Origin of the sequence: Luteimicrobium xylanilyticum (genome assembly GCF_009429125.1) — a bacterium.
GTDB lineage: Bacteria > Actinomycetota > Actinomycetes > Actinomycetales > Cellulomonadaceae > Luteimicrobium > Luteimicrobium xylanilyticum.
Genome location: NZ_CP045529.1, coordinates 3,570,498 through 3,582,532, shown reverse-complemented (window position 1 = coordinate 3,582,532; position 12,035 = coordinate 3,570,498). Strand labels below are relative to the sequence as shown.

At 73.5% G+C, this 12,035-nt stretch carries 13 protein-coding genes; 8 read left to right on the top strand and 5 right to left on the bottom strand.

All coding sequences use genetic code 11. The features are described from left to right. Nucleotides 1-18: 18 nt before the first annotated feature. Entirely contained in the window at nt 19-1,377 is a 1,359-nt protein-coding gene (locus tag KDY119_RS15920; RefSeq protein ID WP_153022531.1) for an acetyl-CoA C-acetyltransferase, read from the bottom strand. A gap of 73 nt (nt 1,378-1,450) precedes the next feature. Here KDY119_RS15920 and KDY119_RS15915 point away from each other — a divergent pair, with 73 nt between their 5' ends. Next, nucleotides 1,451-2,197 carry a TetR/AcrR family transcriptional regulator gene (locus KDY119_RS15915; protein WP_227994388.1) on the top strand — a complete coding sequence of 249 codons (747 nt, stop codon included), beginning with the start codon at nt 1,451-1,453 and terminating at the stop codon, nt 2,195-2,197. Beyond that, nucleotides 2,197-4,323 (top strand): acyl-CoA dehydrogenase family protein, encoded by a 2,127-nt coding sequence (locus KDY119_RS15910; RefSeq protein WP_153022530.1) that lies wholly within the window; start codon nt 2,197-2,199, stop codon nt 4,321-4,323. The genes KDY119_RS15915 and KDY119_RS15910 overlap by 1 nt, the downstream gene beginning before the upstream one ends. A gap of 64 nt (nt 4,324-4,387) precedes the next feature. Here KDY119_RS15910 and KDY119_RS15905 read toward each other — a convergent pair whose 3' ends face one another. Next, nucleotides 4,388-5,365, bottom strand: coding sequence for an EamA family transporter (locus KDY119_RS15905; protein ID WP_227994387.1), 978 nt, complete (start codon nt 5,363-5,365; stop codon nt 4,388-4,390). An 89-nt stretch (nt 5,366-5,454) separates the two neighbouring features. On the opposite strand from KDY119_RS15905, the gene KDY119_RS15900 reads away from it, so the two are divergent. Continuing rightward, nucleotides 5,455-6,363: a LysR family transcriptional regulator gene (locus KDY119_RS15900; RefSeq protein WP_153022529.1), complete on the top strand. Its 909-nt coding sequence runs from the start codon at nt 5,455-5,457 to the stop codon at nt 6,361-6,363. Here the strand turns inward: KDY119_RS15900 and KDY119_RS15895 are convergent. Then, the gene (locus tag KDY119_RS15895; RefSeq protein ID WP_036947504.1) at nt 6,350-6,847 is read right to left on the bottom strand and encodes a MarR family winged helix-turn-helix transcriptional regulator; all 498 of its coding nucleotides are present in this window, start codon (nt 6,845-6,847) and stop codon (nt 6,350-6,352) included. The genes KDY119_RS15900 and KDY119_RS15895 overlap by 14 nt on opposite strands. A gap of 84 nt (nt 6,848-6,931) precedes the next feature. Here KDY119_RS15895 and KDY119_RS15890 point away from each other — a divergent pair, with 84 nt between their 5' ends. Then, on the top strand, nt 6,932-7,399 hold the full coding sequence (locus KDY119_RS15890; protein WP_051136317.1) for a cupin domain-containing protein: 468 nt from the start codon (nt 6,932-6,934) through the stop codon (nt 7,397-7,399). 43 nt (nt 7,400-7,442) lie between these two features. Continuing rightward, nucleotides 7,443-7,880, top strand: a complete 438-nt coding sequence (locus KDY119_RS15885) for a DUF4267 domain-containing protein (RefSeq protein ID WP_051136316.1) — start codon at nt 7,443-7,445, stop codon at nt 7,878-7,880. Between the two features lie 7 nt (nt 7,881-7,887). Here KDY119_RS15885 and KDY119_RS19225 read toward each other — a convergent pair whose 3' ends face one another. Then, nucleotides 7,888-8,682 (bottom strand): DUF2599 domain-containing protein, encoded by a 795-nt coding sequence (locus KDY119_RS19225; protein WP_227994386.1) that lies wholly within the window; start codon nt 8,680-8,682, stop codon nt 7,888-7,890. Continuing rightward, entirely contained in the window at nt 8,679-9,113 is a 435-nt protein-coding gene (locus KDY119_RS15875; RefSeq protein ID WP_083890665.1) for an NUDIX hydrolase, read from the bottom strand. Before KDY119_RS15875 ends, KDY119_RS19225 begins: the two co-directional genes overlap by 4 nt. Before the next feature lie 101 nt (nt 9,114-9,214). Here KDY119_RS15875 and KDY119_RS15870 point away from each other — a divergent pair, with 101 nt between their 5' ends. The 3 genes from KDY119_RS15870 (at nt 9,215) to KDY119_RS15860 (ending at nt 11,988) form a co-directional block, all read left to right on the top strand. Further along, complete coding sequence (locus tag KDY119_RS15870; RefSeq protein WP_227994385.1) at nt 9,215-9,928, top strand: PadR family transcriptional regulator; 714 nt, start codon at nt 9,215-9,217, stop codon at nt 9,926-9,928. Between the two features lie 183 nt (nt 9,929-10,111). Beyond that, the gene (locus KDY119_RS15865) at nt 10,112-11,179 is read left to right on the top strand and encodes an ABC transporter ATP-binding protein (protein ID WP_153022528.1); all 1,068 of its coding nucleotides are present in this window, start codon (nt 10,112-10,114) and stop codon (nt 11,177-11,179) included. Further along, on the top strand, nt 11,176-11,988 hold the full coding sequence (locus KDY119_RS15860) for an ABC transporter permease (RefSeq protein WP_036947503.1): 813 nt from the start codon (nt 11,176-11,178) through the stop codon (nt 11,986-11,988). Before KDY119_RS15865 ends, KDY119_RS15860 begins: the two co-directional genes overlap by 4 nt. Nucleotides 11,989-12,035 lie beyond the last annotated feature (47 nt).

Below are 12,035 nucleotides of genomic sequence, written 5' to 3'. Positions count from 1 at the left end.
TCGCGGCATCTTCGTCGGTCACGCGCTCTCGAGGATCGCGGTGGCGCCGAGGCCGCCCGCCGCGCAGATCGAGATCAGGGCGCGGGCCGGCTTGCCGGTCTCCGCGGCCCGCTGGGACAGCATCTTCGCGGTGGACGCGACGATCCGCCCGCCGGTCGCGGCGAACGGGTGCCCCGCGGCGAGGGACGAGCCGTGCACGTTGAGGACCGAACGGTCGACCTTGCCGAGCGGGGCGTCGAGGCCGAGGCGCTCGCGGCAGAACGTGTCGTCCTCCCAGGCGGCCAGGATCGTCAGGACGGTCGACGCGAAAGCCTCGTGGATCTCGACGAAGTCGAAGTCGCCGAGCGTCAGGCCGTTGCGCGCGAGCAGCCGCGGGACGGCGTACGCGGGGGCCATGAGCAGACCCTCGGCGCCGTGGACGAAGTCGACCGCGGCGGTCTCGGCGTCGACGAACCGGGCCAGGACCGGCAGCGAACGCTCGGCGGCCCACTCACGGCTCGCGAGCAGGACGGTCGAGGCGCCGTCGGTCAGCGGGGTCGAGTTGCCCGCGGTCATGCTCGGCTCGGTGCCGGCGAGGTTCTTGCCGTAGACGGGCTTGAGCTTCGCGAGCTTCTCGAGCGAGCTGTCGGTGCGCAGGTTGTTGTCGCGGGACAGGCCGCGGAACGGGGTCACGAGGTCGTCGAAGAACCCGGCCTCGTACGCGGCGGCGAGGTTCTGGTGGCTCGCGAGGGCGAGCTCGTCCTGGGCCTCGCGGGTGATGCCCCACTGCGCCGTCGTGATGGCCTGGTGCTCGCCCATGGACAGGCCGGTCCGCGGCTCGTCCGTGACGGGTGGGTTGGGCTTGAGGTCCGCGGGGCGCAGCTTCGCGAACGCCTTGAGACGGGCCTGCGTGGTCTTGGCGTGCTGCGCCTCGAGGAGGACGCGGCGCAGGCCTTCGCTCACGGCGATGGGGGCGTCCGAGACGGTGTCGGTGCCCCCGGCGACGCCGGAGTCCTGCTGGCCGAGCCGGATCTTGTTGGCGACGGCGATGGTCGCCTCGAGGCCGGTCGCACACGCCTGCTGGAGGTCGTAGGCCGGGGTGGCCGCGTCGAGCGACGAGCCGAGCACGGACTCGCGGATCAGGTTGAAGTTGCGCGAGTGCTTGAGGACGGCGCCGCCGACGACCTCGCCGAGGCGCTCGCCCTGGAGCCCGAACCGCGCGACGAGGCCCTCGAGCGCGGCGGTGAACATCTCCTGGTTGGAGGCCGTGCGGTACGCGGAGCCGGCGCGGGCGAAGGGGATGCGGTTGCCCCCGACGATCACGGCGTCGCGCACTGCGGGCTGCGTGGTGGACGGGGCCGGGTCGGGCGTGCTGGGGGAGGTCTTGCGGGGTGACATCGGTGGTCCTCTCGCCTCGTTGCTCGGAAAGCTCGGATGTCCAAGACTCACAGTACCTGATACTCTCGGTCTCGTGAGTGCAACGACGCAGTCCTCCTCGATGGAGGCTCCCCCCGAGCCCACGTCCGAGACGACGACCGATCCGGTCAGCACCGACGGCCGCTCGACACGGTGGGACGACCACCGCGCCGCGCGCCGCGCCGCGCTCGTCAACGCGACCCGCAAGGCCGTCCACCGCAAGGGCTCGGACGTCTCGATGGAGGAGATCGCCGCCTTCGCCGGCACCTCCAAGTCCATCATCTATCGCTACTTCGAGGACAAGGTCGGCCTGCAGATCGCCGTCGGCGCGCAGGTCGTCGCCGAGATCCGCGACGCACTCGACCAGGCGCTCCACTCGGCCGAGTCGCTGCGCGACGGCATCGCCGCGATGGTCGACACCTATCTCGCGATGATCGAGCACTCCCCGAACGTCTACTACTTCGTGACGCGCACGGGCTCGATCATCGGCAACGACGCCGGCCCCCGGATCACGGGCGACGGCCGGCCCCCGCTCACGACGTTCATCGACGAGATCGACGAGCTCATGCGCGTCCCCGCCGTCCGCGAGCTCGGCCTCGACGAGGTCGCCGCGTCGGCCTGGGCGACGGGCCAGTCGTCGTTCGTGCGCGGCACGGGCGAGTGGTGGCTGGCGCGCCGCGGACAGCCCGGAGTCCCCGACCGTGACGCGCTCGCCGAGCAGATCACCACCTGGCTGTGGGAGGGCGTGACCGCGGCGAGCCGCGCCGCCTCCGGGCCGAAGTCCACCGCGAAGGAGTCCTGATGACCGCCACCGACGTGCGTCCCGCAGCCGTGCCGCCCGAGGGCGCCGAGCCCGAGGCCGAGCAGGTCCCCGCGCTCGACGCGGGCGCCCCCGAGTCGGGCCGCGTGGACGTCGACGCGCTCTCCCGCCTGCTGCTCGGGCAGTGGGCCGACATCCGCGCCAAGTCCCGCGCCGCCGCGACCGACGAGCGGATCGTCCGCGACGACAGCCTCCCGCTCGAGGGCCAGCGTGAACGCGTGTTCGGTCAGCTCAAGCTGCTCGTCGAGGGTGGGCACGTGCTGCGTGCGTTCCCGTCCCGGCTCGGCGGCGAGGACAACCCCGGCGGCAACATCGCGGGCTTCGAGGAGCTCGCCGTCGCCGACCTGTCGCTCCAGATCAAGTCCGGCGTGCAGTGGGGCCTGTTCGGCGCTGCGATCCTGCACCTCGGCACGCCGGAGCAGCAGGACCGCCTGCTCCCCGGCGCGATGAGCCTGGCCGTCCCCGGCGCGTTCGCGATGACCGAGATCGGCCACGGCTCCGACGTGGCGTCGGTCGGGACGACCGCCACGTACGACCCCGAGACCGGCGAGTTCGACCTGCACACCCCGTTCCGCGGGGCGTGGAAGGAGTTCCTCGGCAACGCGGGCCGCGACGGCGTCGCCGCCGTCGTGTTCGCGCAGCTCGTCAGCAAGGGTGTCAACCACGGCGTGCACGCGTTCTACGTCCCGATCCGCGAGGTGGGGCCCGACGGGCGCGCGGCCGGGTTCCTGCCCGGCGTCGGCGGCGAGGACGACGGCCTCAAGGGCGGCCTCAACGGCATCGACAACGGCCGCCTGCACTTCACGCACGTACGCGTGCCGCGCGAGAACCTCCTTGCGCGGTACGGCCAGGTCGCCGAGGACGGCACCTACACGTCGTCGATCCAGAGCCCGGGCCGCCGCTTCTTCACCATGCTCGGCTCGCTCGTCCAGGGTCGCGTGTCGCTCGACGGCGCGTCCGGCGTCGTCTCGAAGATGGCGCTCGCGATCGCCGTCCGGTACGCGAACGAGCGCCGCCAGTTCGCGGGCTCCGGCCTCGACGAGGTCGTCCTGCTCGACTACGGTCGCCACCAGCGTCGCCTGATTCCGCGGATCGCCGAGACGTACGCGATGAGCTTCGCGCACGAGGAGCTCCTCGCCCTGTTCGACGACGTCTTCTCGGGTCGCAAGGACACCCCGGAGACCCGGGAGGACCTCGAGACGACGGCCGCCGCCCTCAAGGCGACGTCCACCTGGTTCACGATGGACACCCTGCTGGAGGCGCGCGAGGCCTGCGGCGGCGCGGGCTTCATCGCGAAGAACCGGCTCACCCAGCTCCGTGCCGACTTCGACATCTACACGACGTTCGAGGGCGACAACACCGTCCTGCTGCAGCTCGTCGGCAAGCGGCTCCTCGGCGACTACGCGAAGCAGTTCAAGGGGGCGAGCGCCGGCGACATCGCGAAGCTCGTCGCCGCCCGCGCAGCCGACTCGGCCCTGCACGGCAGCGGGCTCAGCCGGGCCGCCCAGGCGATCTCCGACGCCGGTTCGGCTCGCCGCTCCGCCGGGCACCTGCGGTCCGAGGAGACCCAGCGCGAGCTTCTCACCGACCGCGTCCAGGTCGCCGTCGCCGAGCTCGGCGCCGCGCTCCGTCCGGCGGCCAAGCTCGACCCGCAGGCCGCGTTCGACCTGTTCAACGAGCACCAGCACGAGCTCGTCGAGGTCTCGCGCGCCTACGGGCACCTGCTGAAGTGGGAGGCGTTCACCCGGGCGCTCGCGACCGTCGAGGATGCCGGGACGCGCCAGGTCCTCACGTGGGTCCGGGACGTGTACGGGCTGTCGCTCGTCGAGCGCGAGCTCGGCTGGTACGTCGTCAACGGGCGCCTCTCCGCGCAGCGTGCTCGGACCGTGACGGGCTACCTCGACCGCCTCGTGCGGCGGCTCCGGCCGCACGCGCAGGACCTCGTCGACGCGTTCGGCTACGGCCCCGCGCACCTGCGCGCCGAGATCGCGACCGGCATCGAGAAGGAGCGGCAGGACGAGGCGCGCGCCTACTACCGCGAGGAGCGGGCCAGCGGCCGGGCACCCGTGAGCGAGAAGGCGCTGCAGAAGGCTTCGAAGGGCCGCTGACCCCACCCACGCGCCGAAGTAGTACGGCCGCCCGCATACTTCGCGAAGTAGTACGGCGGCCGTACTACTTCGCGAGGTGTGCCGGGTGCCGGTCAACTTCGGGGGGCGTGGGGGCGTGTCGGCGGCGTCGCAGGACGCCGGTGGTGATCGCGACGCCCACGAGGAGGAGCACGCCACCCGCGGCCTGGCCGCCGTTCGGGACCTCGCCGAGGACGAGCCACGCGGTCGCCGCGCCGACGACCGGCACGAGCATCGTGAACGGCACGACGGCGGACGCCGGGTAGCGCGCGAGCAGCGAGTTCCAGATCCCGTACCCGAGGAGCGTCGACAGGTACACGGTGTACGCGGTCGAGAGGGCGGCGGCGAGCGTCGGGTGCGCGAGCGTGTGCCCGACGGCGCCGGGCCCGTCGAGCACGAGCGACAGCGCGAAGAGCGGCACTGGCACGACGACGGCCGACCACACCGTGAGCGAGAGGCCCGACGTCGGCCGGCTGACGCCCGCGGCCGCGCTCGCCGCGCCGATCCGTCGGGACACGACGTTCCCAGCCGCCCAGGACGCGGCGGCGGCGAGCGTGAGGGCGAAGGCCGCGAGCGGCGTCCGGGCACCGAGCGCGAGCCCGACGACGACGAGCCCCGCCGCCCCGACGAGCACTCCGACGAGCTGGTTGCGGGTCGGTGTCTCGCGCAGGGCGAGCGAGGCGAAGAGCACGGTGAGGACGACCTGCGCCTGCAGCACGAGCGACGCGAGCCCGGCGGGCATCCCGGCGGCGAGCGCCGTGTAGAGGAATCCGAACTGCCCGAGGCTCATGCACGCGCCGACGGCCGCGACGTCGCGCCACCGCGCGGCCGGCCGCGGCACGAAGAACACGGCAGGCACGACGACGAGCGCGAACCGGACCGCCGCGAACAGCGTGGGCGGCACGTCGCCGAGGCCCTCGTCGATGACGACGAAGTTCACGCCCCAGATGACGGCGACGACGACGGCGAGGGCGGCGGCCCGCGGCGGGAGCGAGGTCGGGGGAGCAGCAGGGAGGCGGGGCACGCTCCGAGTCTGGCCGCATCCGACCATGAAGGTCCATCGCACGTTCGTGCTTGAATTCGTGCAGCAGTGCTGAACGATGGGAGCCGTCGATGATCGATCTCGCGGGCATCGAGGCGCTCGTCGCCGTGGACCGCACCGGCACGGTCGGCGCGGCGGCCGCCGACCTCGGGTACACGCCGTCGGCGGTGTCGCAGCAGGTCAAACGGCTCGAGCGGACCCTCGGGGTCCCGCTCCTCGAGCGCGTGGGCCGCGGCGTGACGCTCACGGCACACGGCCGACGTCTGGTCGAGGACGGTGGCACGCTGCTGCGGGACGTGGAGCGGGTCACGGCGCGGGTCCGCGCGGGCGCGGGCCCGTCGGCGCCGACGGGCCAGGTGCGGGTCGTCGCCTTCTCGACGGCGGTCCGCGGCCTGGTCGCCCCGCTCGTCCCGGCGCTCGCCGACGACGCGCCGGGCCTCGACGTCGTGGTCAGGGAGCACGACCCGTGGGAAGCCGTCGCGCAGGTCGCTGCGGGCGGCGCGGACCTCGGCGTCGTGCACGCGTGGCGGGGGATGGGCCTGCAGGTGCCGCACCACGTCCGGTACGAGGAGATCGGTGAGGACGTCGCGGACCTCCTCGTGCCGGCGGGCCACCGGCTGGCGTCGTGCGGGCGCGTGACGCCCGGCGACCTGCTCGACGAGCCGTGGGCGTCCACGTTCGAGGACTCGATCTGCTACGCCTGGTTCGTCCGCATGTTCGGAGATCAGCCGCGCCAGCCGCGGATCCGGTACTGGGCGTCGGAGTTCGCGTCGCACGTCGCGCTCGTCGCCGCGGGCGCGGCCGTGTCGCTGCTGCCCCGGCTCGGGCGCGGCGCCCTGCCCGACGACGTCGTGGCGGTCCCGGTCGCGGACCCGGTTCCCGTGCGGACCGTCGGGCTGGTGTGGCGGGCGTCGATGGCCGAGGCGCCGGCGGTCTCGTTCCTGCGCGACCGGCTCCGCGCGGGGCTCAGTCGTCGGTGAGGTGCGCGATGAGCTTGCGCGTCACCCGGTCGAGGTCGGCGCGGTCCGTGCTGGTGAGTGCTGACACGACCTCCTGCTGCCCGGCCGTGTGCGTCGTGACGGCCTCGTCGACCAGGCGCTTGCCCTCGGGGGTCAGCTCGACGTCGAGGCTGCGACGGTCGTGCGTGCTCGGGACGCGGACGATGAGGCCGCGCTTCTCGAGCCGGTCGAGGCGGCCGGTCATCGTGCCGGTCGTCATGAGGAGCGCGCGCGCGAGGCTGGTTGGGGAGAGCCGGTAGGGCTCCCCGGAGCGGCGCAGGGCGAACATGACGTCGCCGTCGCCGCGGTTGACGCCGTAGTCGCCGGCGAGCCGGTCGGTCCGGGCGTTCACGAGCTCGGCCGCGCGCGTCAGTCGCGCGAGCAGGGCCATCGCGTCGCGGTCGATGTCCGGCCGCTGGTCCGCCCACTGCTGCACGAGCGCGTCGATGCGTGCGTTGTCGTCCATGCCGCCAGTTTAGCTTGCGCGCGAGTTACTTGTGTTCTACCTTCGTTACAAGCAACTCGCGCACAAGTAACTTGAGGAGGAGCAATGTCGAGCACGCTGACGCTCAACGGGTCCGAGTCCCTGGTGGTGCGGGAGTCCACCGCCGACCGCTTCGAGGTCGAGGCGACCTACGAGCCGCGCGGCTCGCGCCCGCCGAAGCACGTGCACTCGCACCACGACGAGGAGTTCACGGTCCTCGCAGGCACGATCCGGGTCGGGTTCGCGGGCCGCGAGCAGGACTTCACCGCAGGGGAGTCGTTCGTCGTCCCACGCGGCACCGCGCACCACATGTGGAACGCGGGCGACGAGCCGGCCGTGCTGCGCTGGCTCAGCACCCCGGCGGGCCGCGTCGAGGAGCTCTTCACCGCGATGGACCGGCTGCAGCGCGAGGGGCGCAGCGGGCTCGTCCCGCTCGCCGGCGTGCTGCACCGGTACCGCGACGTCATGCGGCCCACGTCCTCGCTCACCCGTGCCGCCGTCCGGGTCCTCGGCCCGCTGGGCGCCCGCCGCTGACTCCGCTCCGCCCCCCGAACCCCATCAGACTCAGGAGATCGCCATGTTCCGCACGCGCCTCGCCACCACGCTCACCGTCCTGCTCGCCGTCGGCATCGGCTACGTCGGCGTCAGCTACCTGTTCTTCCCCGAGGCCACCGCGCCGCAGTTCGGCATGGCCGTGTGGCCCGAGGGCGACGCGGCGCAGTTCCTCGCCACGAAGGGAGCGCGCGACCTCGCGTCGGGGCTCGTCCCGCTCGCGCTCCTGCTCACGGGGCAACGTCGCGCGCTCGGGTGGGTGCTGACGCTGTGGACCGTGGTCCCCCTGGCCGATGCGACCCTCATCCTGTCGAACGGCGGCTCCACCGCGACCGCGCTGGGCGTGCACGGCCTGACGGCGGCCGCGCTGCTGGTCACCGGGGCTCTGCTCCTGACCGAGGCGAAGGCCGAGGATGGCCGTGCGACCACCGAGCGCGAGCCGGTCGCGGTCCGCGCCGACTGAGGTCGGCTCAGGGGTTGCAGCTCGCGGCGAGCGTCGCGACCAGCCCGACGTCGGGGCGCCACGGCTCGAGGTTCCACGTCGGCTTGTCGGGGACGCCGAGGGCATGACAGAGGAGCTGGTCGCGCATCCCCGGCATGTTCGTGGCGGGCTCCTCGACGACGAGAGCCGACCACGTGGCCTCGGCGCCCGCCTGTCCCGACGCCCTCGCCCAGGCGTTGGCGTCGACCGCGATCGACTTGCCGCCCTCGTGGACGCCCCACGTCGCGCTGCGCGGCGTGCCGGTCCCCGCCCACAGGGTCACCGTGGCGCTCGACGCCGTCACGACCACGGTCCCCTCGACGCCCCGCGCGGTGCCGCCGTCAGGCCGGGAGAGCCCGCCGAGCGTCGCGTCGCCCGAGGTGACGAGCCCGAACGTCCCGTCGACCTCGTCCCGCAGCGTCGCCCCGGTGGGATCCGCGGCGTGCACGGCGACGCTGCCTCCCCGGGCGAGGTGTCGCACCGTCACGCGGGTCGAGCCGGAGGCCGCGGGGCGCGTCGTCACGGTCGCGCCCGCGGGGGCCTCGACGACGAGCGACCCGCGGCCGGCGGAACCGTCGAGCGTCACCTCCGCCGTCGCGGGCCGAGGTGTCCGGGACGGCGCAGCGGTGGCGGTCGGGGTGTCGCCGCGGTGGCCGTCGGCGCTCCTCCCGGACGACCCCGGTGCCGGCGAGGTCGGCGCGGAGGTGGGGGACGCCGTCGGGCCGGAGCACCCGGCGAGCGCGAGCAGCGCGACGGCGGCCGCCGCGGCGGGGAGGCGTCTCACGGCACCGGGAGCAGCCCGGCGAGGCGGCGGGCCGTGTCGACGGCAGGGACGCGGTCGAGCGCGTCGACCTCGGGCTGCGTGAACCACCCGGCGTCGTCGCTCGACCCGTCGGCCTCGGGCGTGAGCGTCCCGCCCGTGATCTCGGCGCGATAGAGGATCCGGAGCGCCTGCATCGGGCCGCCGGAGCGGTCACGCAGGCGCTCGGGCGGGATGACGGTCGTGTCGAGGCCGAGCAGCTCGCCCGGCTCGACGTCGTAGCCCGTCTCCTCCCGGACCTCGCGGACCACCGTCTCGGTCGGGTGCTCGCCGAACTCGAGCCCGCCGCCGGGGAGCGTCCAGCCGGTCAGGCCGGGGCCCTCGTTCCAGTGGGAGAGGAGCTGGCGGCCGTCGGCGTCGAGGATCACGGCGTAGGCGGCGACTCGGATGCGCATGGGCCCATGGTGTCAGCCGGGCGCGACGGGGTCTTGCACACCTCCCCACACCCACATACTCTGAATCGAGTATATGGAGGTGAGTAATGGTCCGACGGCCGGTGTCCAACCCCTTGGCGCTCGCGGTGCTCGCGTGCCTGTGGGAGAAGCCCATGTACCCGTACGAGATCACGACCACGCTGCGCCGGCGCGGAAAGGACGACTCGATCCGCCTCAACTTCGGGTCGCTGTACTCGGTCATCAAGTCGCTCGAGAAGCACGGCCTGATCACGGAGCAGCGCGCCGAGCGGGAGGGCAACCGTCCCGAGCGCACGGTCTACGAGATCACCGACGACGGCCGCACCGAGGCCCACGAGTGGCTGCGCCAGATCCTCGCCGTCCCCGAGCGCGAGTACCCGACGCTCGAGGCGGGGCTGTCGCTCGTCGGGCTGCTCGGGCCGGCCGAGGTCGCCGACCTCCTGCGCGCACGGGTCGCGACCCTCGAAGCAGAGCTGGTCCACCGGCAGGCGGTCCGCGACCGGACCCGTGAGGCCGGGCTGCCGGAGATGCTGGCGATCGAGGCCGACTTCCACCTCGCCCTCCTGTCTGCCGAGCGGGACTGGGTCGACCACCTCGTCGCGCGGATCGACGCCGGGACGCTCGGCGGCCAGCAGCTGTGGACCCGGATGCACGAGATGCTCGCGGCCGGGAGACCGGCCGACGAGGTCGAGGGCGAGGTGCTCCGCGAGATCGGGGCCGAACATCTCGCAGAGCTCGACGAGATCGCCAACGGCGCGCCCCACGCGCCACCCCCCCAACCTCCGGCGCCGGCCTGATCGTCCGCGATCCTGCCCTGCCGGAAAAGCGGTGGCCCGGGTGCGCCAACACCCGGACCACCATCGCCCGAGTCGTCCACGAGGGACCGTCCGACCGTCACGTCAAGACCTTCGAGCTGTCAGCCATGCTATCGGCGACGGCTCTCCCGCCCTCGTCGGCGACTCCTCACCGAAGGAGTCACGATGTCAGTACCCACCTCGCCCCGCGGCCCGGCTGCGGCCGGGGTCCGCGCCGCGGACCTGCGCAAGACCTACCCCGGCCGCCGCGGCGCGCCCGCAGTCACAGCGCTGGACGGACTGTCGTTCGCCGTGCCCGAGGGCACCGTCTTCGGGCTGCTCGGCCCCAACGGCGCCGGCAAGTCCACGACCGTCAAGATCCTCACGACGCTCTCGCGCGCCGACTCCGGTACCGCGACCGTCGCGGGGCTCGACGTCGCCCGCGAGCCCGACGCCGTCCGCCGCGCCGTCGGCTACGTCGCCCAGAAGCCCGTGACCGACCCCATGGACACGGGCCTGGAGAACCTCGTCCTCGCCGGCCGGCTCCAGGGGCTGGCCCGCCGCGACGCCCGCGCCCGCGCCGACGAGCTGCTCGAACGATTCGGCCTCGCCGGGGCCGCGAACCGCCTCGTCAAGACCTACTCCGGCGGCATGGCGCGCAAGCTCGACGTCGCGCTGGGAATCGTCCACAGGCCGCAGGTCCTGTTCCTCGACGAGCCCACGACCGGCCTCGACCCCGAGGCCCGCGCCGAGATGTGGGCCGAGATCGAGCGCATGGCCGCCGACGAGCGCATGAGCGTCCTCCTCACGACGCACTACCTCGACGAGGCCGACCGGCTCGCCGCCCGCGTCGCGATCGTCGACCGGGGGAGCGTCGTCGTCGAGGGCACGCCGTCCGAGCTCAAGGACGGGCTGCGCGGGGACACGGTCGTCGTCGAGCTCGGGTCCTCCACCTCGGGTCCGTCCGACGACGGCCCCACCGGCGCCCGCGCCCGCCTCGCCCAGGTGCTGGCGGACGTGGGGCTCGTGGACGTCGTCGTCGACGGGGCGCAGGCGCGCGGGCGGGCCGAGTCCGGTTCCGCGGCGCTGCCCGGGCTGCTCGCCGCGCTCGACGGCGCGGGGGTCGAGGTCGTGTCCGCGACGGTCGCCCGCCCCAGCCTGGACGACGTCTACCTCCGGTACACGGGGCGCACGTACGGGTCGGCGGGCGGCTCGCAGGCCCCCGCCCCGACGACCGAGGGGGTGGCAGCATGAGCACCCTCACCCCCGCGGTCGTGCGGACGTCCTTCGTCACGCATACCCGGTTGCTCGCGGCCCGGTCGCTGCGCAGCGGTCTGCGCATCCCCGTCTTCGTCGTCATGCAGCTCGTCCAGCCGATGATCTGGCTGCTGCTGTTCGGGGCGCTCTTCACGTCCGTCGTGGACATCCCGGGATTCGGTGACGGGTTCGGCGGCACCTACCTCGAGTTCATCACCCCGGGCGTCGTCATGATGACTGCCATGTTCGGAGCCGCGTGGGCCGGGACGAGCTTCGTGCAAGACATGGACCGCGGCGTCATGGACCGTCTCCTCGCCTCGCCGACGAGCCGCGGCGCGCTCGTCGCGTCGACGATGGTCTACCAGTCGCTCGTCGCCGTGGTGCAGGCCGTCGTCGTGGTGCTGGTGGCCGTCGCGTGCGGGGCACGGTTCCCGGGCGGGGCAGGCGGGATGGTGGTGGTCGCGCTCGCCGTCGTCCTGCTCACCGCGCTGTTCTCGGCGCTGTCGAACGCGTTCGCGCTGCTCACCGGGCAGCAGGAGGCGCTCATCGGCATCTCGCAGCTCATCACGCTGCCGCTGATGTTCGTCTCGTCCGCGGTGATGGACCCGCACCTGTCGCCGAGCTGGGTGCAGACCGTCGCGCGCTACAACCCGTTCGACTGGGCCGTCGTCGCGGGGCGGGAAGCCCTGGGGTCGGCGCCCGACTGGGGGCTGGTGTGGAGCAGGCTCGGCTGGCTCGCGCTCGCCGCCGTCGTCATGTGGTGGCTCGCGACCCGCGCCTTCCGAGCGCTGCAGCGCTCCGCCTGACCCCCCCCACGCCGAGCACGGGCGGGCAGCCCGTGCTCGGCGAGGCG

Coding starts and splice junctions, on each gene's coding strand:
- KDY119_RS15875 (WP_083890665.1), bottom strand. CDS start 9,113: ATGCGCATCCGAGTCGCCGCCTACGCCGTGATCCTCGACGCCGACGGC.
- KDY119_RS15885 (WP_051136316.1), top strand. CDS start 7,443: ATGTTCCGCACGCGCCTCGCCACCACGCTCACCGTCCTGCTCGCCGTC.
- KDY119_RS15895 (WP_036947504.1), bottom strand. CDS start 6,847: ATGGACGACAACGCACGCATCGACGCGCTCGTGCAGCAGTGGGCGGAC.
- KDY119_RS15890 (WP_051136317.1), top strand. CDS start 6,932: ATGTCGAGCACGCTGACGCTCAACGGGTCCGAGTCCCTGGTGGTGCGG.
- KDY119_RS15910 (WP_153022530.1), top strand. CDS start 2,197: ATGACCGCCACCGACGTGCGTCCCGCAGCCGTGCCGCCCGAGGGCGCC.
- KDY119_RS15920 (WP_153022531.1), bottom strand. CDS start 1,377: ATGTCACCCCGCAAGACCTCCCCCAGCACGCCCGACCCGGCCCCGTCC.
- KDY119_RS15865 (WP_153022528.1), top strand. CDS start 10,112: ATGTCAGTACCCACCTCGCCCCGCGGCCCGGCTGCGGCCGGGGTCCGC.
- KDY119_RS15900 (WP_153022529.1), top strand. CDS start 5,455: ATGATCGATCTCGCGGGCATCGAGGCGCTCGTCGCCGTGGACCGCACC.
- KDY119_RS15860 (WP_036947503.1), top strand. CDS start 11,176: ATGAGCACCCTCACCCCCGCGGTCGTGCGGACGTCCTTCGTCACGCAT.